This is a genomic window from Streptomyces sp. NPDC031474 (assembly GCF_055581185.1).
This window is the reverse complement of the sequence record NZ_JBVIJX010000011.1, coordinates 248,047-270,680: the sequence shown is the minus strand read 5'-3', so window position 1 is coordinate 270,680 and position 22,634 is coordinate 248,047. Positions and strand designations below refer to the sequence as shown.

General features: G+C 71.0%; 17 protein-coding genes. 3 read left to right on the top strand and 14 right to left on the bottom strand.

The genetic code is table 11. The features are described from left to right. Positions 1–19 precede the first annotated feature (19 nt). From trmD to proS, 6 genes are all read right to left on the bottom strand, one after another. Positions 20–853: a tRNA (guanosine(37)-N1)-methyltransferase TrmD gene (gene trmD / locus ACZ5SK_RS24740; protein ID WP_334576900.1), complete on the bottom strand. Its 834-nt coding sequence runs from the start codon at positions 851–853 to the stop codon at positions 20–22. Then, positions 853–1,413: a ribosome maturation factor RimM gene (gene rimM / locus ACZ5SK_RS24735; protein WP_361705091.1), complete on the bottom strand. Its 561-nt coding sequence runs from the start codon at positions 1,411–1,413 to the stop codon at positions 853–855. Before rimM ends, trmD begins: the two co-directional genes overlap by 1 nt. 84 nt (positions 1,414–1,497) lie before the next feature. Next, positions 1,498–1,737, bottom strand: coding sequence for an RNA-binding protein (locus ACZ5SK_RS24730; RefSeq protein WP_003973401.1), 240 nt, complete (start codon positions 1,735–1,737; stop codon positions 1,498–1,500). A 5-nt stretch (positions 1,738–1,742) separates the two neighbouring features. Next, positions 1,743–2,165: a 30S ribosomal protein S16 gene (gene rpsP / locus ACZ5SK_RS24725; RefSeq protein WP_079659230.1), complete on the bottom strand. Its 423-nt coding sequence runs from the start codon at positions 2,163–2,165 to the stop codon at positions 1,743–1,745. 333 nt (positions 2,166–2,498) lie between these two features. Then, positions 2,499–3,095, bottom strand: coding sequence for a hypothetical protein (locus ACZ5SK_RS24720; RefSeq protein WP_079659231.1), 597 nt, complete (start codon positions 3,093–3,095; stop codon positions 2,499–2,501). Between the two features lie 261 nt (positions 3,096–3,356). Further along, positions 3,357–4,772 carry a proline--tRNA ligase gene (gene proS, locus ACZ5SK_RS24715; RefSeq protein ID WP_334576905.1) on the bottom strand — a complete coding sequence of 472 codons (1,416 nt, stop codon included), beginning with the start codon at positions 4,770–4,772 and terminating at the stop codon, positions 3,357–3,359. A gap of 199 nt (positions 4,773–4,971) precedes the next feature. Between proS and ACZ5SK_RS24710 the strand changes: the two genes are divergently transcribed. Further along, positions 4,972–5,877 (top strand): SAM-dependent methyltransferase, encoded by a 906-nt coding sequence (locus ACZ5SK_RS24710; protein WP_361705096.1) that lies wholly within the window; start codon positions 4,972–4,974, stop codon positions 5,875–5,877. A gap of 148 nt (positions 5,878–6,025) precedes the next feature. On the opposite strand, the gene ffh is transcribed toward ACZ5SK_RS24710, so the two are convergent. The 5 genes from ffh to nsdA all read right to left on the bottom strand — a co-directional run bounded on the left by ffh (position 6,026) and on the right by nsdA (position 13,719). Then, on the bottom strand, positions 6,026–7,576 hold the full coding sequence (gene ffh, locus ACZ5SK_RS24705) for a signal recognition particle protein (protein WP_334576907.1): 1,551 nt from the start codon (positions 7,574–7,576) through the stop codon (positions 6,026–6,028). A gap of 174 nt (positions 7,577–7,750) precedes the next feature. Beyond that, the gene (locus ACZ5SK_RS24700; protein WP_468576604.1) at positions 7,751–10,198 is read right to left on the bottom strand and encodes a [protein-PII] uridylyltransferase; all 2,448 of its coding nucleotides are present in this window, start codon (positions 10,196–10,198) and stop codon (positions 7,751–7,753) included. Between the two features lie 26 nt (positions 10,199–10,224). Beyond that, the gene (locus tag ACZ5SK_RS24695; RefSeq protein WP_003997576.1) at positions 10,225–10,563 is read right to left on the bottom strand and encodes a P-II family nitrogen regulator; all 339 of its coding nucleotides are present in this window, start codon (positions 10,561–10,563) and stop codon (positions 10,225–10,227) included. Then, positions 10,560–11,897 (bottom strand): ammonium transporter, encoded by a 1,338-nt coding sequence (locus ACZ5SK_RS24690; RefSeq protein ID WP_334576910.1) that lies wholly within the window; start codon positions 11,895–11,897, stop codon positions 10,560–10,562. Before ACZ5SK_RS24690 ends, ACZ5SK_RS24695 begins: the two co-directional genes overlap by 4 nt. A gap of 337 nt (positions 11,898–12,234) precedes the next feature. Then, positions 12,235–13,719, bottom strand: coding sequence for a transcriptional repressor NsdA (gene nsdA, locus ACZ5SK_RS24685; protein WP_334576912.1), 1,485 nt, complete (start codon positions 13,717–13,719; stop codon positions 12,235–12,237). A 448-nt stretch (positions 13,720–14,167) separates the two neighbouring features. On the opposite strand from nsdA, the gene ACZ5SK_RS24680 reads away from it, so the two are divergent. After that, a complete protein-coding gene (locus tag ACZ5SK_RS24680; protein ID WP_334576914.1) occupies positions 14,168–14,824 on the top strand; it encodes a bifunctional DNA primase/polymerase in 657 nt (218 codons plus the stop codon). 124 nt (positions 14,825–14,948) lie between these two features. Here ACZ5SK_RS24680 and ftsY read toward each other — a convergent pair whose 3' ends face one another. Then, positions 14,949–16,154, bottom strand: a complete 1,206-nt coding sequence (gene ftsY / locus ACZ5SK_RS24675; protein ID WP_334576916.1) for a signal recognition particle-docking protein FtsY — start codon at positions 16,152–16,154, stop codon at positions 14,949–14,951. Between the two features lie 133 nt (positions 16,155–16,287). On the opposite strand from ftsY, the gene ACZ5SK_RS24670 reads away from it, so the two are divergent. Further along, positions 16,288–17,259 carry an LLM class flavin-dependent oxidoreductase gene (locus ACZ5SK_RS24670; protein WP_361705104.1) on the top strand — a complete coding sequence of 324 codons (972 nt, stop codon included), beginning with the start codon at positions 16,288–16,290 and terminating at the stop codon, positions 17,257–17,259. Between the two features lie 91 nt (positions 17,260–17,350). Here the strand turns inward: ACZ5SK_RS24670 and ACZ5SK_RS24665 are convergent, their stop codons facing one another. After that, positions 17,351–18,766 (bottom strand): sugar porter family MFS transporter, encoded by a 1,416-nt coding sequence (locus ACZ5SK_RS24665; protein ID WP_334576920.1) that lies wholly within the window; start codon positions 18,764–18,766, stop codon positions 17,351–17,353. 157 nt (positions 18,767–18,923) lie between these two features. After that, complete coding sequence (gene smc, locus ACZ5SK_RS24660) at positions 18,924–22,478, bottom strand: chromosome segregation protein SMC (protein WP_334576922.1); 3,555 nt, start codon at positions 22,476–22,478, stop codon at positions 18,924–18,926. Between the last annotated feature and the right edge of the window lie 156 nt (positions 22,479–22,634).

Sequence of the window (22,634 nt, the reverse complement as noted above, 5' to 3'; positions counted from 1 at the left end):
GACGGCGCACAACAGCGACCTATTCTTCCACGCCCTCGGTCCTGCGCCAAAATCGACCGTACGCCTCGCCCTCCGGGTCGGGCGCCCAGCCCAGGATGGAGAGCATCTCGCGGTCCTTCTTGTCGAAGGTCTTCGGGTCGCAGCGCTCGATCAGGTCGGGCCGGTTGGCCGTCGTACGGCGCAGCGCCTCGTCGCGCCGCCAGCGGGCGATCTTCCCGTGGTGGCCGCTGAGCAGCACGTCGGGGATGTCCCGGCCGCGCCAGGCGGGCGGCTTGGTGTAGACGGGGCCTTCCAGGAGGTTGGCCATGGCGCCGGGGGCGAAGGAGTCGTCGCGGTGGGACTCGGCGTTGCCGAGCACCCCGGGCAGCAGGCGTGCCACGGCCTCGGTGACGACCAGGACGGCGGCCTCGCCGCCGGCCAGGACGTAGTCGCCGATGGAGACCTCGTAGACGGGGACCCGGGCGGCGTACTCGTCGATGACCCGCCGGTCGATGCCCTCGTAGCGGGCCGGCGTGAAGATCAGCCAGGGGCGCTCGGAGAGCTCGACGGCCAGTTCCTGGGTGAAGGGGCGGCCGCTGGGCGTCGGCACGACGATCGCGGGTGCGCGCGAGCCTCGCTCGTAGCCGTCGGCGAGGACGGAGTCGAGGGCGTCGCCCCAGGGCTCGGTCTTCATGACCATGCCGGGTCCGCCGCCGTAGGGCGTGTCGTCGACCGTGTTGTGCCGGTCGTACGTCCACTCCCGCAGGTCGTGCACCTGGACGTCGAGCTGCCCACGCACGCGTGCCTTGCCGACGAGGGAGACGTTCAGCGGGTCGAGGTACTCGGGGAAGATCGTGACGACGTCGAGGCGCATTACGACGCGTCCTCGCCCTCGGCCTCGTCCCGTGCGGACGCGATCTCCGCGCGGTCGTCGATGAGCCCGGGCGGCGGGTCGATGATCGCCCGCTGCTCCTCGAGGTCGATCTCGGTGACGATCGACTCGACGAACGGGATCATCACCTCGCTGCCGTCGGGCCGCTCGACGATGAAGAGGTCCTGGGAGGGCAGGTGCGAGATCTCGGTGATCCGGCCGACCTCGACGCCGTCCTTGGTGACGACGTCCAGGTCCATCAGCTGGTGGTCGTAGAACTCGTCCTCCTCCTCGGGCAGCTCGGCCGGGTCGACCTCGGCGATCAGGAGGGTGTTGCGCAGGGCTTCGGCGGCGTTACGGTCACGCACGCCCTCGAAGCGCAGGAGGAGACGGCCGCTGTGGACGCGGCCGGTCTCGATGGTCAGCGGGCCGGTCGAGGCCGGGTCCGTGGACAGGACGGCGCCGGGTGCGAGCCGCAGCTCCGGCTCGTCGGTGCGTACCTCGACGGTGACCTCGCCCTTGATGCCGTGGGCGCGGCCGATCCGTGCGACTACGAGCTGCACTTCTCAGAATCTCCTGTCATCACGACTACGGGCCGGGGACGGCCCAGTGGCCCTCCCCGGCCCGAGCCGGTGCTGCGAAACGCGTCAGCGGACGTGGTCCACGTCGACGAGGTCGACGCGGACGCCCCGGCCGCCGATGGCGCCCACGACGGTGCGCAGAGCGCGTGCGGTGCGGCCGTTGCGGCCGATGACCTTGCCGAGGTCGTCCGGGTGGACCCGGACCTCGAGCACGCGCCCGCGGCGCAGGTTGCGCGAGGCGACCTGCACATCGTCGGGGTTGTCGACGATGCCCTTCACGAGGTGCTCAAGCGCCTCTTCGAGCATGCTGCTCAGGCCTCGGTCGGCTCAGAGGACTCGGCCGCGGCCTCGTCCTTCTTCTCAGCCTTCTTCTTCTGGGTGATGGCCTCACCCTTGCCCGAGTCGTCGCCACCGAGGGCCTCGAACGACGGGCGAGCCTTCTTCGGCTCGGCGACGAGCAGCGGCGCCGGGGCGGGCTCGCCCTTGAACTTCTGCCAGTCGCCGGTCTTCTTCAGGATGGCGAGAACCGGCTCGGTCGGCTGCGCGCCGACACCCAGCCAGTACGCGACACGGTCGGCGTCGACCTCGATGATCGACGGGTGGTACGTCGGCTGGTACTTGCCGATCTCCTCGATCGCACGGCCGTCACGACGGGTACGGCTGTCGGCGACGACGATGCGGTAGTGAGGCGAACGGATCTTGCCCAGACGCTTCAGCTTGATCTTGACTGCCACGGGAGTGGGTTCTCCTGGTTTTGACGTGATTGGGCACGGCGAGATTGCCGCGTGGGGTTGCGGTACCCGAGTGCCCGATGGACGCGTCAGCCGGAGGAGAGAGGGGTCCTGTGCGACTGTCGAGTACAGCTAGCCATTGTGCCATACCCGGCGGGTCGCCTCGGGCCGAGGGGTCGGCCGCTCCCGGGCGTGCTTCGGCGGCACCCGGCGTCGGACGCGGTGAGCGCACGTCGGGTGCGCGGCCCGGCGCTGCGGGGTGCCCGCGGTGTGCGACCACCCCGCGCCTCGCCGTCGACCGGCAGCCACGAGATGCCGGTGCTGGGCCGTTTGCTGTTACGCGGCGCCGGCGATCTCCGGAATCCGGAACGGCTTGCCGCAACCCCCGCACACGATGGGCGCCTGGGCCAGGACCGACGGCACGACCCGGACGTTGCGCCCGCAGTCGCAGACGGCCTTGACGCGGACGCCTCCGCCGGAGGAGCCGTGCCGGGCGGCGGGGCCACGGAAGGTACGGGTGGTGTCGGAGGAGGTGGCGGCCAGATGGGCCTTGAGGGCCCGCTGGAGGCGCTCGATCGTGGGCCGGTAGCGGCGCTTGGCCTCGGGGTTGAGCGTGACCAGGGAGAAACCGCTGCTGGGGTGGGGTTCCTCGGGGTGGTCCAGGCCCATCTCCTCGGCGATCGCGAGGAATCTGCGGTTGTGGTAGCGGCCGGCGCGGGAGGTGTCGCGGACACCGCGGGCGGCGGCGATGCCATGGACTGCCTCATGGAGCAGTCGCTCGAAGGAGAGCTCGTGACCGCAGGCGGACGACGACTCCCCGATCAGGGACTCTGGCGCGGCAAGATCCGGCAGTTCGGGGTGGTACCGCTGAATGTCGGCCCACGCCTCTGCCAGCTCTGCGGCGAGAACTGGTGGTGTCTGTGTCGTGCTCACGTAATGACAACGAGCGGGGGTGCCCCTGTGTTCCTATTCCGGGGCATCTCAAATAATTTGCACGTACCCGTCAGTTGCCACTGATGCGTCCGGACGAGGGCGGGTGCGTTGATCTGCGGAGAAGCCTCACAGCTCATACCAAGCTGGTGCGTAGTCCTCCGTACGACCCGGCGCGTAGACCATGTCCGCGCGCCGGGGTACGGATGTTCCGCAGGGGCGCAAGAGGCGTTTCGGTCGCCCTCTCGGGCGAAGGGCGCTGCTTCAGTAAGCGCGCGCGACGATCGCGACGTTACCGGGAGCGTCCCCGTCGTCCGGCACCGACCCGTCCTCGGCGACCAGACACCGTACGGTCAGGGACTGCTCGGCCAGTGCGGCCTCGCCCTCCTCGCCGAGGGCCGCCCACGGGATGCGGGCCCAGCCGCCGGCGACGGCCGCCTGCGCCGCCTCGCCAATCGTCGACACGTCCGTCGTCCGGGACTCACGGCGCTCGCGGGACTGCTTCAGCAGCAGCGCCTGGTCCTCTTCGAGGATGCCCGGCAGCAGGCCCACCAGCTTGTCGATCGCCACCGGCTCCTTGCCTCCCGGGATCCGGCGGGCCAGCATCGCCGTGCCGTTCTCCAGGTCACGGGGACCGATCTCGATGCGGACCGGCACGCCCTTGAGCTCCCAGTCGACCGCGCGCCGCCCGAAGGGCACGTCGGTGCGGTCGTCGACCCGGACGCGGACGCCCGCCGCCTTCAGCCGGTCGCCCAGCTCGCGGACCTTGGCCAGAACCCCCTCGTCGCCCTTGATCGCCAGGACGACGACCTGGACGTGCGCCAGCCGCGGCGGCACCCGCAGCCCGTCGTCGTCGCCGTGAGTCATCACCAGGGCGCCGATCATGCGGGTCGTGGAGCCCCACGAGGTCTGCCAGACCAGCTCCTGGGCGCCGTCCTTCGACAGGTAGCGGGTGTTGAAGGCCTTGGCGAAGTTCTGGCCCAGCTCATGGCTGGTGACCATCTGCAGGGCCTTGCCGTCGCCCATCATGCTCTCGAGGGTGAGCGTGTTGATGGCGCCCGCGAAGCGCTCCTTGACCGTCTTGCGGCCGGCGACCGCGTCGATCGCGAGGACGTTCTCCAGGAAGTCGCCGTAGACGTCGCGGTGGATGTGCGCGGCGAAGTCGCGGGCCTCCTCGTAGGTGGCGTGGGCCGTGTGCCCCTCCTGCCACAGGAACTCGGACGTCCGCAGGAAGAGACGGGGCCGCAGCTCCCAACGGACCACGTTGGCCCACTGGTTGATCAGCAGGGGCAGGTCGCGGTAGCTCTGCACCCACTTGGAGAAGTACTCGTTGACGATGGTCTCGGAGGTGGGGCGGACGACCGCCGGCTCCTCCAGCTCCTTGCCGCCGCCGTGCGTGACCACGGCCAGTTCGGGCGCGAAACCCTCGACATGGTCCGCTTCCCGCGTCAGGTACGACTGCGGGATCAGCAGCGGGAAGTACGCGTTCTCGGTGCCGGTCTCCTTGATGCGGGCGTCCATCTCCGCCTGCATCCGCTCCCACAGCCCGTACCCGTACGGTCGGATCACCATGGTGCCGCGCACTGGGCCGTTGTCGGCCAGTTCCGCCTTGGTGATCAGATCCTGGTACCAGCGGGGGAAGTCGTCCGCCCGTGGGGTGAGAACGGGTGCCTTTGCCATGGCGCGATGGTACGGGTCCAGATTGCCGGAATGTGAATTCTCGCCACAGGCCCAGCCGGGCCGCAAGCGGGGGCCCGAGACCCCTGGACGCCGTCGCGAACGGGGAGTTACCTGGCATACGGGGGAAGTGCGAGCGCACTGCACGGGGGCCACCTGATCGGTTACTGCGGCAACTCTCGGCGGATTGGGGCGCTTATCCATGACACCTGTGCTCGTGCGGCAGCCACTGCCTCACGCGGGGCCGACGTCCCGCGCGGACCTGGGCGCACGCGCGCGTGACTGGTCGGAGATCCAGGAGCGGATGCTGGTCCCGCTCTACGAGGCCGTCTACGAACGGCTCGACGTAGGGGTCGGCACCCGGCTTCTCGCTCTCGGCTGCGGCTCCGGGCTCGCCCTGCTGATGGCGGCCTCGAGAGGGGCGGCCGCGCTCACAGGGGTCGAGACCTCCTCCCCCGAACGGCTGACCCTCGCCCGCGAGCGGCTTCTGCCGGGGGAGCCGGAGCGCTCCACACGCGCGCGTGAAGACACCGAAGGCGGCCGGGACGGCAGGAACCATGACCGCATCCGGCTCACCGACCGGTCGCCCGAGGACGCGGCCGGCGTGGAGACGGCCGGGTACACGCTGGTGACCGCCTTCGAGCCGATCGGATGCCTCGCGGGCGACGCGGACGGCCTCGCCGGACTGCTCGCGGCCTCGACGCCGCTCGCCGCGCGCGGGGCGCCCGTGGTGCTGGTCGGCTGGGGTCCGCCGGAACGCTGCGCCACGTCCGCGGTGTTGCGGGTCGCGGCGAAGCTGGCCGATCCGCTGCGCGGCGGCACGGTCCGGCTGCGCCCGGCGCTGCGCGACGACCTGGAGGAGGTCGCCCAGCGGGCCGGGCTGAAGCCGGACGGTTCGGGGCGGGTGGCCTGCCCCTTCGGGTACGCCGATGTGGAGAGCGCCCTCAAGGGTCTGCTGTCCACGGGCCTGTTCGACGCGGCGGTCACGGCGACGGACCAGGCCCAGGTCGACAAGGAACTGGCGGAGGCGCTGCACCCCTATCGGCGGCCGGACGGCACGGTGTGGATGCCGAACGTCTTCCGGTACCTGATCGCGCGCACACCCTGAGGCATCAGCAGATTGGCCGGAAAGCCGCGGTGCCGGACCACCGGCTCGGCCGTGACGGTGAGCGGTATGCGCAGAAAGGCAGAAAGACCGAGGGCGCCCTTCCGGAGAAGGGCGCCCTCGCCGAACCCTCGACGACGTACTCGGGCGCTCAGCCCATGAACTTCTTGAACTCGTCCGGCAGCTCGAAGTCCTGGGCGCCCTGCTGCGGCAGCCCGAGCGCGTTGCCGCCCTGGGCCTGGGCCTCGCGACGCTGGGCCGCCTCCAGCTCCTGCTGCTTGCGCTTCATCGGGTTGCCGGAGCGCTGCTTGCCCTTGGCCTGCTTGGGCTGCTTCTTCTGCCGGCCGGGGCCGCCGCCCATGCCCGGCATCCCCGGCATGCCCGGCATGCCGCCGCCCTGGGCCATCCGGGACATCATCTTGCGGGCTTCGAAGAACCGCTCGACCAGGCCCTTCACCGCGCTGACCTCGACACCGGAACCCTTGGCGATACGGGCGCGGCGCGAGCCGTTGATGATCGTCGGGTCCTGGCGCTCGCCCGGGGTCATCGACTTGATGATCGCGGCCGTGCGGTCGACGTCCCGCTCGTCGAGGTTGTTGATCTGGTCCTTGATCTGCCCCATGCCGGGCAGCATGCCGAGCAGCTTGGAGATGCTGCCCATCTTCCTGACCTGCTCCATCTGGGCCAGGAAGTCGTCCAGGGTGAAGTCCTGGCCCTTCTTGGACGCCAGCTTGGAGGCCATCTTCTCGGCCTCTTCCTGACTGAACGTCTTCTCCGCCTGCTCGATCAGGGTGAGCAGGTCACCCATGTCGAGGATGCGGGAGGCCATCCGGTCGGGGTGGAAGGCGTCGAAGTCGTCGAGCTTCTCGCCGTTCGAGGCGAACATGATCGGCTTGCCGGTCACGGAGGCGATCGACAGGGCGGCGCCACCGCGGGCGTCACCGTCGAGCTTCGACAGCACGACACCGTCGAAGCCGACGCCGTCGCGGAAGGCCTCGGCCGTGTTCACGGCGTCCTGACCGATCATCGCGTCGACGACGAAGAGGATCTCGTCGGGCGAGACGGCGTCGCGGATGTCCGCGGCCTGCTGCATCAGCTCGGCGTCGATGCCGAGGCGGCCGGCGGTGTCCACGATCACGATGTCGTGGACCTTGGACTTCGCGAACTCGATGGAGTCCTTGGCGACCTGGACCGGGTCGCCGACGCCGTTGCCGGGCTGCGGGGCGTATACGGCCACCCCGGCGCGCTCGGCGACGACGCTGAGCTGGTTGACGGCGTTGGGGCGCTGGAGGTCGGCGGCGACCAGGAGCGGCGAGTGGCCCTGCTCCTTCAGCCAGCGGCCGAGCTTGCCCGCGAGGGTGGTCTTACCGGCGCCCTGCAGACCCGCGAGCATGATCACGGTCGGCGGCTGCTTGGCGAAGCGCAGGCGCCGCGTCTCGCCGCCGAGGATCGTGACGAGTTCCTCGTTGACGATCTTCAGGACCTGCTGGGCGGGGTTCAGCGCCTTGGAGACGTCGGAGCCGAGGGCACGCTCCTTGACGTTCTTGATGAACGTGCGGACGACCGGCAGGGCCACGTCGGCTTCGAGGAGGGCGATGCGGATCTCGCGCGCCGTGGCGTCGATGTCCGCCTCGGACAGCCTGCCCTTGCCGCGGAGATTCTTGAAAGTCGCGCTGAGGCGGTCGGAGAGGGTATCGAACACGGCGACGTCGGTCCTCGGAGTCGGGGGCGGTGGGCTGCCCTCCAGGGTATCTGGCCCAGCCAAGGAATCGTCCCCGCCCGTTGCATTCAACGGACGGGGACACCAGCCCCGCGAAGCGGGGAGCAATCAGCACCAGTGACGTAGCAGGCGTCCACGCCACGGGTGAGCGGAACGTCACTCCCGCAAGCTCTCCTCGAGCTTGCGTGCCACGGCCACCGCCTCGTCCCCCGCCAGGGGCGCGCCCTGCGCTTGCGTCACGTAGAAGGCGTCGACGGCGTTCGCGCCCAGCGTGGAGACGTGCATGCTGCGCACCCGCACCGCAGCGTCCTCCAGCGCCGCCCCGATCCGGAACAGCAGGCCGGGCGCGTCCTGGGCGCGTACTTCGATCACCGTGGCGTGGCGGGAGGCCGCCGAAGCGACTGTCACGCGCGCGGCGGGCGCCGCCCAGCCGCGGCGCCGGGGGTAGGCGGCGTCCCGCTCGGCGAGCCGTCCGGCGATGTCCAGCGAGCCGTCCAGGGCGCGTACGAGGTCGGCGCGCAGCCGGGCCGCCTGGGGCAGCGAGCCGTACTCCGCGGCGACCCGCCAGTTCAGCAGCAGGACGGAGCCTTCGACGCCGTCCGGCAGGTCCAGGGCGCGCAGCTCGGCCGTGCGGACGGTCAGCCGGTGCATGGCCAGCACGCCGGCCACCGCGGGCAGCACGCCCGCCTGGTCCGGTACGGCGATGAGCAGCTCCACGCCGAGCGGTTCGGGATCGCCGTCCGGCTGTTCCTCCGTGGGCGCCTCGGTCTGGGCGCGCAGGGAGAGCACCGGGCTGCCCGTGGCGATCGCCTCGATGGCCAGCCGCTCCTGTTCGGCGGTGGGCGCGCTGTCGTCGGGCTCGTCGGGCGTGTCGCCGGCGAGGACCGCTGCGACCCGCTTGACCAGGTCCGCCACGAGCGAACCCCGCCAGGAGGACCAGGCGGCGGGCCCGGTGGCCAGCGCGTCCGCCTCGGTGAGCGCGTGCAGGAGTTCCAGGGTGCTCTGCGAGCCGACCGCGTCCGCGACCGAGCGGACCGTGGCCGGGTCCTCGAGGTCGCGCCGGGTGGCCGTCTCGATCAGCAGCAGGTGGTGCCGTACGAGCGTGGAGAGGACGGCGACGTCGGCGCGGTCGAAGCCGATGCGGGCGGCGACGTCCTTGGCGATGATCTCGCCCGCCACCGAGTGGTCACCGGGCCAGCCCTTGCCGATGTCGTGCAGCAGCGCGGAGACCAGCAGCAGGTCCGGGCGGCTGACGCGGCGGGTGAACTCGGAGGCGCGCACGGCGGTCTCGATGAGATGCCGGTCGACGGTCCAGATGTGCACGGCGTTGCGCTGCGGCCGGCAGCGCACCCGCTCCCAGTCCGGCAGCAGACGCGTGATCAGGCCCTCGGCCTCCAGCGCCTCCCAGACGTCGATGGTGGGCCGGCCCGAGCCGAGCAGGGTGACCAGTTGTTCGCGTGCCTCGGCGGGCCAGGGCGTGGGCAGGGGGCGCACGGTGGCCGCGAGGCGCCGTACGGCGTGCAGGGAGAGCGGGAGTCCGGCCTGCGCGGCGGCGGCCGCCGCACGCAGGGGGAGGACGGGGTCGCGTTCGGGGCGTGCGGCGCGGGCGAGCACCACCTCGCCGTCCTGCTCCACGATCCCTTCGGCGAGCGGGGAACGCTCGGGTACGGGCTTTCCACCGCCCAGCATGGCGCGCAGCCGAGGCCGCACGGCGCGCGACCGCAGTACGCGCCCCACTTCACGCCAGGTGACATCGCTCGCATACGAGATGACCCGAGCCGCCTCGTACACCTGGCGCAGCAGCGTGTCGGCGTCGAGCAGGCCGAGCTCGGCCGCGACCTGGTCCTGCTCCTGGAGCGCAAGCCGGTCGGTCGCCCGCCCGGTCGTCAGGTGCAGGGCGTCGCGGACGTCGAGGAGCCTGCGGCGGGCGTCGTCGAGGCCCTCGCGGGGCGCGTCCGCCAGCCAGGAGGCCGCCACGGCACGCAGCGCGGTGGCGTCCCGCAGGCCGCCGCGGGCCTCCTTGATGTCCGGTTCCAGCAGGTACTGCAGCTCGCCCTGGCGTTCGGCGCGCTCGGCGCACAGCTCCTGGAGCTCGGGAAGCCGTTTGGGCGCCTGGTTGCGCCAGTCGGCGAGGACGGCCGTACGCAGTCCGGCGGTCAGGCCGAGGTCGCCGGCGAGATGGCGGGCGTCCAGGAGACCGAGGTGGACCTTCAGGTCCTCGCCGGCGGTCTTGCGGGCCTCGGCCGGGGTGCGCACCGAGTGGTCGAGGGCGAGGCCCAGGTCCCAGACCGGGTACCAGAGGCGGTCGGCGAGGGCGGCGACCGCCTTGGGGTCCTCGCCGTCGTGCAGCAGCAGGAGGTCGAGGTCGCTGCGTGGGGAGAGCTCGCCGCGGCCGTAGCCACCGACGGCGACCAGGGAGACGCCCTTCAGCTCCTCGGTGCCCGCCGTGAAGAGTCCGCTCAGCCAGTCGTCGGTCAGTTCCGCGAGGGCGGCACGGCGCGGCGGCCCGGACCGCGCCTCCTCGGTGAGGAGGCGCAGCCGGGCCGCCGCATAGCCGCTGGGTCCCGAGTCCTCTGCTTCTTTTCGCACGTCCGTGCTCGTCACCCAGCGACTCCTGTTCTGTTCTGCCGTCAGAGCGCGTCCGGGCCGCGCTCACCGGTGCGGACCCGTACGGCCGTCTCGACCGGGAGGGACCAGACCTTGCCGTCACCGATCTTGCCGGTGCGGGCTGCCTTGACGATGACGTCGATCAGCTGCTCGGCGTCGTCGTCCTCGGCCAGCACCTCGATGCGGATCTTGGGAACCAGGTCGACGGTGTACTCGGCACCACGGTAGACCTCGGTGTGTCCCCGCTGACGACCGTAGCCGCTGGCCTCGGTGACCGTCAGGCCGTGCACGCCGAAGGCCTGCAGGGCTTCCTTGATCTCGTCGAGCCGGTGGGGCTTCACGACGGCGGTGATGAGCTTCATGCGTCCACCTTCTTGCTGTCGGCGCCGACGCCGGCCGGGACGGCGGTCCGGGCGGCACCGCCGCCGGCACCGCTGAAGTCGTATGCGGTCTCGGCGTGCTCGGCCTGGTCGATACCGGCGACCTCCTCGTCCTCGGTGACCCGCATGCCGATGGTCTTGTCGAGGAGGAAGGCGAGGACCGCGGAGGCGATCAGGGAGTAGGCGAGGACCGCGCCGACACCGGCGAACTGCTTCCACAGCTGGGTGAAGGAGTGGTCGCCGTAGAAGACGCCCGTCGCGGTGGACTGGCCCTTGCCGGTGGCGAAGAAGCCGATGAGCAGGGAGCCGATGATGCCGCCGACCATGTGGACGCCGACGACGTCCAGGGAGTCGTCGTAGCCGAACTTGTACTTCAGGCCCACGGCCGCGGCGCAGGCGACACCGGCGATGGCGCCGACGGCGATCGCGCCCAGCGGGCTGACCGCACCACCGGACGGGGTGATCGCGACCAGACCGGCGACCGCACCGGAGGCGGCGCCCAGCGTGGTGAACGCGCCGTGGCGGATCTTCTCGTAGGCGAGCCAGGCCAGCATGGCGGCGGCGGTGGCGACCTGCGTGTTGACGAACATCAGCGCGCCGACGCCGTCGTCGTTGCCGAGCCACGAGCCGGCGTTGAAGCCGAACCAGCCGAACCACAGGAGCCCTGCGCCGAGCATGACCAGCGGGAGGCTGTGCGGGCGCATCGGGTCCTTCTTGAAGCCGACGCGCTTGCCGATGACCAGGATGACGCCGAGGGCACCGGCACCGGCGTTGATGTGGACCGCGGTACCACCGGCGAAGTCGATCACACCGAGCTTGAAGGCCCAGCCGTCGGCACCCCAGACCCAGTGGGCCACCGGGACGTAGACGACCGTGAGCCACAGGGCGACGAAGAGCGCCCAGGCCGAGAACTTGACGCGGTCCGCGATGGCACCGCTTATCAGGGCCGGGGTGATGACGGCGAACATCATCTGGAAGATCATGAAGACGAAGATCGGGATGGTGTAGCCGTCCCAGAGCTCCGTCAGCCCGATGTTGCTGAGGCCGAACCAGTCGGAGTTCCAGCCGATGAGGCCGTTGTGCGTACCGAAGGCAAGGGAGAAGCCGTACAACACCCACAGGATGGTGACGATCCCGATGCTGATGAAGCTCATCATCAGCATGTTCAGTGTGCTCTTGACGCGGACCATGCCTCCGTAGAAGAAGGCGAGGCCCGGGGTCATGATCAGCACCAGGGCGGAACAGATGAGCATGAAGCCTGTGTTCGCGGAGGACAGCTTGGGTGCCTCCGCGGCAAGCGTGATGGCTGCTGCCATCGGCGTCTCCTCGTCGTAGGTACGGCCCCGTGCGGGCGAAGCCAGAGCGGGTTCGTGAGGGGTGGGCCGGTTATGCGCCATGAGATTGACGCAGCGCGGTTTCGGTGGAAGCCCCTGGTTGTTTCGCCGCCGTGACGAAGACGCCGTGCGTGTTACGCGTCGATGAACTGCCGGATTCTGTCGGAATCGATCGTTATCGTGGCGCAACCTTCGGAGAAGGCAGAGAACCGGCCGCGGTCGGCCTTCCGATGACCAGGCATGGGGGAGCCGAGTCGGGCAGTTCGGGAGGGCCGGCCGCGGCCGGGGTTCTCGGGTTTTACTCGGTGGATCAGCTGGTTCAGACCGCTTCGGCCGTCTCCGGCAGCTCGATGGTGAGCCGCTCGGTCAGGTCCACGACCTCGGTGAGATCCCCGAACTCGCGCACCGCGCCGTCGACGGTCTTTCGAATACGAGTGTTGACGCGCTCGGAGCGCACCTTCTTGGCCTCCTTCATGGCCTGGGTGGCCAGGGTGGCGCTCTGCTCGGGCTCACGCTGCAGCAGATGGACCGTGGCCATGCCGATCAGGTTCAGCACGTAGGACCGCTGGTGGTCGGTGTCCCCGGCGAACTTCTGCACGGCCTTGCTCATCAGGGGCTCGGCCAGCGAGGCGTAGGTGGGGCTGCGGCCGGCCACATAGGCCAGGTCACGGAAGGAGTGGCTGTTCTCGCCGTACAGCTCGGCCTCGGAGAAGAACTGGATCCAGTCGGGGTCGGGCTCGTCCCACTCGTCCGCCTCGGCGAAGGTGTCCTCGGCCATCCGCACCGCCCGCTTGCACCGCCCGGGCTGCCCCATGTTGGCGTAGGCGCGGGCCTCCATCGCATACAGCATGGACTGGGTGCGCGGGCTCGCGCAGTCCCGGCTGCCGTACTGCGCGAGGTGGATCAGCTCCAGCGCGTCCTCGGGCCGGCCGAGGTGGATCATCTGGCGGCTCATGCTGGACAGCACGTAACTGCCGAGGGGCCGGTCACCGGCCTCCTTGGCGGCGTGCAGGGCGAGGACGAAGTACTTCTGCGCGGTCGGCTGGAGCCCGACGTCGTAACTCATCCAGCCGGCGAGCTCCGCCAGCTCGGCGGCGACCTTGAAGAGCCTTCTCGCGGTGGCCCCGGGCTGGGGCTCCTGGAGGAGGTCCGTCACCTCGTGCAGCTGTCCGACGACCGCCTTGCGGCGCAGACCGCCGCCGCACTGCGCGTCCCACTGGCGGAACATCACGGTGGTGGACTCCAGCAGGTCCAGCTCGGGCCGGGAGAGCCGGCCGCGGGCCCGGCTGGTGGGGACCGAGTCGGGTTCCGCCGACGGGGCGGGCGGCGAGGGGACGAGCCAGCGCTGCATGGGCTCGATGAGGGACGGTCCCGCGCACAGGGCCAGCGAGGTCCCGAGGAAGCCGCGCCGCGCGAGCATCAGGTCGCTGCGCGAGAACTCGCTGAGCTGGGCCACCGTCTGCGGGGCCGTCCACGGCAGGTCGACGCCGGTCGCCGAGGGCGCCTGGCGCGCCGAGCGCAGCCCGAGGTCCTCGACGGAGACGACACAGCCGAACCGCTCCGAGAACAGCTCGGACAGGATCCTGGGGATGGGCTCGCGGGGGTTCTCGCCGTCCAGCCAGCGGCGCACGCGCGAGGTGTCCGTGGAGATGTGGTTGGCGCCCAACTGGCGTGCCCGACGGTTGACTTGACGGGCCAGTTCACCCTTCGACCAGCCGCTGCGCACGAACCACGACGTGAGCAGCTCGTTCGGGCGCTTGTCCGCGCTCGCAGCGTTGTTTCCGCTTCCGCCGTTGCCGCCCACTGGAACGCCCCCACTCCCTGAGACCACTTGTCACTGAGTGCGCCAAGCCTTATCAGAATGCCGGTAAATACGGCCTGCCGTCCGGTACTTGTCACCCTTCGAACGGAGAGCCGACTTGCCTCCGGCATACCCACGAGCGCATGTGCCTCCAGGACCTGCACACTCAAAGTAATCCCACGATCACGCCCCCAGCCATGGCGATCCCGGAATCGCCACCATTCGCCACCCCTTCGGATGAACTCCCGGCGGCCTGTACGCGATTCACTTGACACGGAACGGCCTGGAATGAGCGGAGCGAAGCACTCAGGGGCGCACACGGTCGAGCACACCACCCGGAGCGCTTCAGGGCGCTGCCCGCACAGGGCGGCCACGGGGCAGCGTGAGCACGCACAGTTACTACATGCGTTCATTACGTAACCACTGGCGCGTCGGACCCGTTGGAGGGGGCATGGGCTTCACGATCGGCGGCATTCGCGAGATCCGCTCCGGCGCGCGCAGGCGCGGTCGCTCGTCCGAGTGCACCGCCGTCGCCGAGTTCACGGGGCTGTGGGGCTGGGACGCGGTGCCGGGCGCACGGGCCTCGGCGGGCGCCTGCTCGTGCGGGCGCCCCGCATGCGGCGAGCCCGGCGCGCATCCCCTGGAGTTCGCCCCCCGGGTCCCCGCCGGAGCCACCCTCGACGACGTGAGCAGGACCTGGGGGGAGTTCCCCGGGGCCGCGGTCATGCTGCCCGTCGGGCATGCGTTCGACGTGATCGACGTCGCGGAGCCCGCCGGCCGCCGCGCCCTGGTCCGCCTGGAGCGCATGGGCCTCCCGCTGGGCCCGGTCACCGCCACCCCCGAGGGCCGCACCCAGTTCTTCGTCGCCCCCGGCGCCGCCGCCGAGCTGACCGACCTCCTCTACCGCATGGGCTGGGACGACCCGGCCGCCCTCGACCTGCGCGGGCTCGGCCCCGGTACGCACATCACGGCCCCGCCCTCCGACCGCGGCGGCCTCGGCCCGGTCCGCTGGCTGCGCCCACCCGCCCTGGACGCGGCGACCCGGCCCCCGGAGGCCCGCCTGCTGCTGGGGACGCTGGCGTACGTCGCCCATCGGTCACGCGCGTAGCCGCACACCGCGCACCACAGCACCACACGCACCGGCCGAACGGTCGTACACGCCGAAGCGCCCGCTCCCAGTGCGGCTGGGGCGGGCGCTTCTCGCGGTCGTGCCAAGGTCGGTAGGGGGTCGGTCAGTCTCCGATAAGGGCGTCAACGAACGCCTCCGGCTCGAACGGCGCCAGGTCGTCCGCGCCCTCGCCGAGTCCGATGAGCTTGACCGGGACGCCGAGCTCGCGCTGGACGGCGACCACGATGCCGCCCTTCGCCGTACCGTCCAGCTTGGTCAGGACGATGCCGGTGATGTCGACGACCTCGGCGAAGACCCGGGCCTGGACGAGGCCGTTCTGCCCGGTGGTGGCGTCGAGGACGAGCAGCACCTCGTCGAGCGGGGCGTGCTTTTCGACGACCCGCTTGACCTTGCCGAGCTCGTCCATGAGCCCGGTCTTGGTGTGCAGCCGTCCGGCGGTGTCGATGAGGACGACGTCGACGCCCATCTCCTTGCCCTCCTTCACCGCGTCGAACGCGACGGAGGCGGGGTCGCCGGCCTCGGGGCCACGCACGGTGTGGGCGCCGACCCGCTCGCCCCAGGTCTGGAGCTGGTCGGCGGCGGCGGCGCGGAAGGTGTCGGCGGCGCCGAGGACGACGGTCCGCCCGTCGGCGACGAGCACGCGCGCGAGCTTGCCGGTGGTGGTGGTCTTGCCGGTGCCGTTGACCCCGACGACCATCACGATGCCGGGCTTGCGGTCCTCGGGCTCGGTCTTCACGGTGCGGTCGACCTCGGTGCCGACCAGCTTGAGCAGCTCCTCGCGCAGCAGGGCGCGCAGCTCCTCGGGGGTGCGGGTGCCGAGCACCCTGACGCGCTCGCGCAGCCGCTCGACCAGCTCCTGGGTGGGGGTCACGCCGACGTCGGCGGTGAGCAGCGTGTCCTCGATCTCCTCCCAGGTGTCGTCGTCGAGGTGCTCACGTGAGAGCAGCGTGAGCAGCCCCTTGCCGAGGGCGTTCTGCGAGCGGGAGAGGCGGGCGCGGAGGCGGATCAGCCGCCCCTCGGTGGGCTCCGGGATCTCGAGCTCGGGGACCTCGAGGGCAGGCGGTTCCTCGACGGCGACGCCGGTCGAGCCGCCGTCGGGAAGATCCACCTCCTCGATCGTGCGGCGCGGTTCGTCGCGCGGCGTCTCGGCCTCGTCGCCGACGTGCGGTTCGGCCGGAGGGGCGGTGAGGTCGGGCGCGGTGGGGGGCGGCGGGGGCAGCGACTTCTTCCGTCGACTGCCGACGACGAGCCCGCCGAGCACCGCGAGCACGACCACGGCGATGACTACAGCAAGGATGACGGTTTCCATAACGCCTCCAGTATGGCGTGACCTTTCTCCGCTGCGGCGGGTGGCGGCCCGGCGGCGCGTCAGTCGGCCGACCCATGGCCATCTGACACTGCGTCAGCTACGGTCCCCCACACATCCGCCGAAGGGGGCCCTCATGCCCGTCACCGTCGTTCGTTTCAACCTCGTCGCTCCCGGTGCGACCCCCGCCGAGCTCGGCGAGCGTTACCGGGCCGCGCTGGAGATGGCCGCGTATGCCGACGAGCACGGGGTGACCCTCCTGCAGACCGAGGAGCATCACGGCGTCGAGAACAACTGGCTGCCGTCGCCGTTCGCCTTCGCGGGCGCGGTGCTCGGTGCGACCCGGCGGCTGGCGGTGACCGTTTCCGCCGTCATCGGCCCACTGCACGATCCGCTGCGGCTCGCTGAGGACATCGCCGTGCTCGATCTGCTGAGCGGCGGCCGGCTGGTCACGGTCGCCGGGATCGGCTACCGGCCCGAGGAGTACGCGCGGGCCGGGGTGGACTGGAAGCGGCGGGGCCGGCTTCAGGACGAGCTGCTGGAGACCGTGCTGAAGGCCTGGACCGGCGAGGAGTTCGAGTATCGCGGCCGTACGGTACGGGTCACCCCGCGCCCCGCGTCCGAACCGCACCCCCTCCTGCTGGTCGGCGGCTCGTCGAAGGCCGCCGCCCGGCGGGCCGCCCGGCTCGGGCTGCCGTTCTTCCCGAGCGCGCACCTTCCGGAGCTGGAGGCGTACTACAAGGAGCGGCTCGTGGAGTACGGGACGTCGGGGTGGACGATGATGCCGGGCACCGAGACGCCGTTGCTGCACGTCGCCGAGGATCCGGACCGGGCGTGGGCCGCGTACGGCGATCACTTCCTGCACGAGGCACGGACGTACGCCTCCTGGCAGTCCGGCGAGATCCGCTCGGCGGTGAAGTCGGGGGCGATGACGGTCGAGGAACTCCGGGACGAGGGCGTGTACCGGATTCTCACGCCGGACGCGTGTGTGGCGCAGGACCTCGACAATCTGGTCCTGCATCCGCTGGCGGGCGGGATGCCGGTGGCGGAGGGGTGGCGGAGTCTGCGGTTGTTCTGCGAAAACGTACTGCCCCGGCTCGGGGGGTGAGCCGGGGCAGTACGTCCTACGGGTGTCGAGGAGCGGGCAGCGGGGACTTGGCCCGGCTCCTCGAGCTTGAGGGGAGCCTCCTGTACGAGGCTCAGCCCATCTCCTCCAGCGCCTTGCCCTTCGTCTCCTTGACGTACTTGAGGACGAACGGGATGGAGAGCGCGGCGAAGACCGTGTAGATCACGTAGGTCACGGAGAGGTTCCAGTCGGCCAGGGACGGGAAGCTCGCCGTGATGGCCCAGTTGGCGATCCACTGTGCGGAGGCGGCCACGCCCAGGGCGGCGGCGCGGATCCGGTTGGGGAACATCTCGCCGAGGAAGACCCAGACGACGACACCCCAGGACAGCGCGAAGAAGAGGACGAACACATGGGCGGCGATCAGGGCGATCCAGCCCTGCGTGGCCGGGAGCTTGCCGTCGACCAGGTCGAAGCTGAACGCCCAGGCCTCCAGCGCGAGGCCGACGACCATGCCGACGGAGCCGATGAGGGCGAGCGGCTTGCGGCCGACGCGGTCCACGAAGATCATCGCGATCACGGTGCCGACGATGTTGATGATCGAGGTCGTGAAGGAGTAGAAGAACGAGTCCGTCGGGTCGACGCCGACCGACTGCCACAGCGTCGAGGAGTAGTAGAACGCGACGTTGATGCCGACGAACTGCTGGAAGACCGACAGGCCGATGCCGATCCAGACGATCGGCTTGAAGAAGAAGCCGCCGCCGAGCAGGTCCTTGAAGGTGGACTTGTGCTCGCTCTTCATGGCGTGCTCGATCTCGGTGACGCGGGCGTCCAGGTCGGAGCTGTTGCCCTCGACCTCTTCGAGGATCTCGCGGGCGCGGTCGTGCTTGCCGACGGAGATCAGGAAGCGGGGGGACTCGGGGATGGCGAAGGAGAGCAGGCCGTAGAGGACGGCCGGGACGACCATCACGCCGAGCATGACCTGCCAGGCCTCCAGGCCCATGAGCTTGCCGCGCTGGTCGCCGCCGGCGGAGTTCAGCAGGCCCCAGTTGACCAGCTGCGAGATGGCGATGCCGATGACGATGGCGGCCTGCTGGAAGGAGCCGAGGCGGCCGCGGTAGGCGGGCGGGGCGACCTCGGCGATGTAGGCGGGGCCGATGACGGAGGCCATGCCGATGGCGAAGCCGCCGACGACGCGCCACATGGCGAAGTCCCACAGCGCGAAGGGCAGGGCCGAGCCGACGGCGCTGACGGTGAACAGCACGGCGGCGATCTGCATGACCCGGATACGGCCGATGCGGTCGGCGATCCGTCCGGCGTAGGCGGCGCCGATGGCGCAGCCGATCAGGGCGATGGCGATGACCTGCGCCAGGGCCGCGGAGCCGACGTCGTAGCGGTCCCTGATCGCCTCGACGGCGCCGTTGATGACGGAGCTGTCGTAGCCGAAGAGGAAGCCGCCCATCGCGGCCGCCGCCGCGATGAAGATGACGTGCCCGAGATGATCGGGGTGAGCCGCCTTGGCTCCTGACTGTTGTGCCTGCGCTGTGCTCACGTTCCACTCCCTCGTGGGACCCCCAGATAGGTGGTACCTGAAGGTAAATTCGACGTTTCAGAGACTATGCCTTCAAGTCTCAAAATCAAACGGGGGGAATTGTGAGATCGCAGACATGAGAGGGTCACATTCGTTCACTTCTTGAACGCATATGGGGTCAGCGGAGGCGCTGACTGATCACCTTCGACACTCCGTCGCCCTGCATGGACACGCCGTACAGCGCGTCGGCGACCTCCATCGTGCGCTTCTGGTGCGTGATCACGATCAGCTGCGAGGACTCCTGCAGCTCCTGCATGATGCGGATGAGCCGCTGCAGGTTGGTGTCGTCGAGGGCGGCCTCGACCTCGTCCATGACGTAGAACGGGCTGGGTCGGGCCTTGAAGATCGACACCAGCATCGCGACGGCGGTCAGCGACCGCTCGCCGCCGGAGAGCAGGCTGAGCCGCTTGACCTTCTTGCCCGGCGGCCGGGCCTCCACGTCCACACCCGTGGTGAGCATGTTGTCGGGATCGGTCAGGATCAGCCGGCCTTCCCCACCGGGGAACAGCCGGCTGAAGACCCCCTCGAACTGTCTCGCCGTGTCCCGGAACGCCTCGGTGAAGACCTGCTCGACGCGCTCGTCGACCTCCTTCACCACCTGAAGCAGGTCGGCGCGGGTCTTCTTGAGGTCCTCCAGCTGCTCGCTGAGGAACTTGTGCCGTTCCTCCAGCGCGGAGAACTCCTCCAGGGCCAGCGGGTTCACCTTGCCGAGCTGCTGATACGCCCGCTCGGCCGCCTTCAGCCGCTTCTCCTGCTCGGCCCGCACGAACGGTCTCGGCTGGTTGCGCGGGTCCTCGGGGTCCTCGGGGAGCTGCTCCCCCTCGGCGGGCGGCGAGGGGGGCACGAGCTGATGCGGCCCGTACTCGGAGACCAGCCCGGCGCTCTCCACGCCCAGCTCCTCCAGCGCCTTGGTCTCCAGCTGCTCGATCCGCATCCGCTTCTCCGCGCCGAGCACCTCACCCCGGTGGACCGAGTCCGTCAGCTTGTCGAGTTCGGCCTTGAGATCGCGCCCGGCGGTGCGGGCGGCGGCCAGTTCCTGCTCGCGCCGCGCCTTGGCCGCGTCGGCGGCGACCCGCTCCGCCTCGGCCCGCCCGAGGGACACCTCGACGTGCGCGAGCAGCTGCCGCGCGCCGGAGCCCACGGCCTGCGCGACGGCGGCCTCGTGCCGCAGCCGCTCCCGCCGCTGCTCGGCACGCGCGCGTGCCTCGCGTTCCGCCCGCGCGGCCCGGTCCAGCGAGTCGGCCCGTCCGGCCAGCCCCTTGACCCGCTCCTCGTGCGTACGGACCTGGAGCCGCGCCTCCATCTCGGTCTGGCGTGCGTTGGCCCCGTCGGCGGCGAGCCGGTCCCGCACGGAGGTGTCGGGCTCCTCCTCGACCGGCATCTCCTCGGCGACGGCCAGCCGTTCGGCGAGCACCTCGGCATCTTCCACGGCCTTGTCGAGCGCCTCCTGCGCCCGCGCCGCGGCGGCAGTGGACCGCTCGGCCTCGCCCGCGGCGCCCCTCGCCTGGCCCGCGAGCCGCCCGAGCTGCTGGGCCACGGCCGACTTCTCCCGGTCGGCGGCCCGCCGCCGCTCCCCCAACTCCTCGACGAGCGCGGCGGATTCCTTGCGCCGCTGACCGGCCGTGTGCTGCGCCCGGGTCAACTCCTCGCACCGCACGGCCAGCTCTTCGAGCTCGGCGGCGGCCTCGTCGACCGACGCCTGCACCTCCAGCAGCGACGGCGCCCCGGCCGACCCTCCGTGCGCGAAGTGCGCCCCGAGCAGGTCGCCCTCGGCGGTGACGGCGGTGAGGTCGGGCCGCGCGTAGACGAGTTCCTCGGCGTCCTCCAGCGTGCCGACGACGACGATCCCCCGCAGCAGCCGCCGCACGGCGGGCATCAGCTCCAAGGGGCCACGGACAAGATCGGCGGCGTACGGCGGGCCGTCCGGCCGTGACTCCTGCGCCGCGGCCTCGGGGGCGCCGCTGAGCAGCAGCGGCGCCCGGCCGGCGTCCTGTTTGCGCAGGAGGCGAATCGCTTCGGCGGCGGCGGACGGGGTGGTCACGGCGAGGGCGTCCGCCGCGGCCCCGAAGGCGGCGGCGAGCGGGACCTCGTATCCCGGGGTCACCGTCAGCAGTTCGGCCGCCGGGCCCAGCAGGCCGCCGAGGCGGTCCCGGGCGCCGAGCAGCGCGCCCGTGCCGTCCTTGCGGCGCAGGCCCAGCGCCAGGGTCTCGTGGCGGGCCTGCGTCGCGGCGCGCCGGCGTTCGGCTGTCGTGGCCGCCTCGCGGGCGGCGGTGAGGGCGGCCTCCGCCTCGGCGAGCCGCCGCCTGGCCGTCTCGTGCTGTTCGCCCAGTTCCTGATCGCCGGCGTCGAGGCCGTCGACCTCCGCCTTCAGGGCCTCGTACTCCTCCTGCGCGGTGACGGCCCGTTCCTGGGCCTCGTCGCGGGCGGCGGCCAGGCGGTCGATCTCGGCCTGGGCGGAGGCGGCGCGTGAACGGGCCGCGTTGACCTGGCCGTTCAGCCGGGCCAGGCCCTCGCGGCGGTCGGCGATGGCCCGGGCGACGTCCTTGAGGCGGCGTTCCTCGGCGGCGAGCTCCCGCTCCAGGTCGGCGCGGTGGGCGACGGTGTCGTCCAGGGCGTGCTGGGCCGCTTCCAGGGCGGCCTCCAGCTCGGCCTCCTGCTCGCGGACGCGGGCGGCCTCCCGCTCCATGTCCTCGGGGTCACGCCCGCGGCGCTCCTCCGGGGGCGTGGAGGTGGCGCTCTTCACGCGCGCGTCGGCGAGCGAGACCGTGCCGCGGACGCGTTCGGCGAGCTGGGACAGTTCGTACCAGGTCTGCTGAGCGCGCTGGAGGCGCGGCGTCAGCTGCCGGACCTCGTCCTCCAGGAGGGCTTCGCGCTGGAGGGCCTTCCTCAGCTCCTGCTCGGCGGCTTCCTTGCGCTCCTTGAGGGCGGCCTCGTCGGCGACCTCGGTCCGCAGGGCCTCCCGCAGCCGTACGAGATCGTCGGCCAGCAGGCGGAGCCGGGCGTCCCTGAGGTCCGCCTGGATGACGGCGGCCCTTCTCGCCACCGCCGCCTGGCGGCCCAGGGGCTTGAGCTGACGCCGGAGTTCGTCGGTCAGGTCCTGCACCCGCGCGAGGTTGGCCTGCATCGCGTCCAGCTTGCGGAGGGCCTTCTCCTTGCGCTTGCGGTGCTTGAGGACGCCCGCCGCCTCCTCGATGAAGGCGCGGCGGCCCATGGGGTCGGCGTGCAGGACGGAGTCGAGCTGTCCCTGGCCGACGATGACGTGCATCTCGCGGCCGATGCCGGAGTCGGACAGCAGGTCCTGGATGTCGAGGAGGCGGCAGGTGTCACCGTTGATCTGGTATTCGCTGCCACCGTTGCGGAACATGATCCGCGTGATGGTGACCTCGGCGTACTCGATGGGCAGCGCGCCGTCGGAGTTGTCGATGGTCAGGGACACCTCGGCGCGGCCCAGCGGGGGGCGCCCGGTGGTGCCGGCGAAGATGACGTCCTCCATCTTGCCGCCGCGCAGCGACTTGGCGCCCTGTTCGCCCATGACCCAGCTGAGGGCGTCGACGACGTTGGACTTGCCCGAGCCGTTCGGACCGACGACACACGTGATCCCCGGTTCGAACCGGAGCGTGGTCGCCGAGGCGAACGACTTGAACCCCCGGAGGGTCAGGGCCTTGAGGTGCACGGCGCTGGACTCTACCTTCCGGGGGTGTCTCACTCCATGAACCCGCGGTTTCACCCATGAACGCGCAGGGCACACCAAACGTTAAGAGACTGAAAGGGTGCGCGGGGGAGCGAACGTCGCGGCACGGAGTAGTCGGGGCACGGAGCAAGGGCTGGA

Bases quoted from the DNA above. Each gene is read 5' to 3' on its own strand.
- ACZ5SK_RS24680 (WP_334576914.1), top strand. From the start codon at position 14,168: ATGGGCTTCACGATCGGCGGCATTCGCGAGATCCGCTCCGGCGCGCGC.
- trmD (WP_334576900.1), bottom strand. From the start codon at position 853: ATGCGCCTCGACGTCGTCACGATCTTCCCCGAGTACCTCGACCCGCTG.
- ACZ5SK_RS24690 (WP_334576910.1), bottom strand. From the start codon at position 11,897: ATGGCAGCAGCCATCACGCTTGCCGCGGAGGCACCCAAGCTGTCCTCC.
- ACZ5SK_RS24670 (WP_361705104.1), top strand. From the start codon at position 16,288: ATGCCCGTCACCGTCGTTCGTTTCAACCTCGTCGCTCCCGGTGCGACC.
- ftsY (WP_334576916.1), bottom strand. From the start codon at position 16,154: ATGGAAACCGTCATCCTTGCTGTAGTCATCGCCGTGGTCGTGCTCGCG.
- ACZ5SK_RS24710 (WP_361705096.1), top strand. From the start codon at position 4,972: ATGACACCTGTGCTCGTGCGGCAGCCACTGCCTCACGCGGGGCCGACG.
- ACZ5SK_RS24730 (WP_003973401.1), bottom strand. From the start codon at position 1,737: ATGCTCGAAGAGGCGCTTGAGCACCTCGTGAAGGGCATCGTCGACAAC.
- proS (WP_334576905.1), bottom strand. From the start codon at position 4,772: ATGGCAAAGGCACCCGTTCTCACCCCACGGGCGGACGACTTCCCCCGC.
- ACZ5SK_RS24695 (WP_003997576.1), bottom strand. From the start codon at position 10,563: ATGAAGCTCATCACCGCCGTCGTGAAGCCCCACCGGCTCGACGAGATC.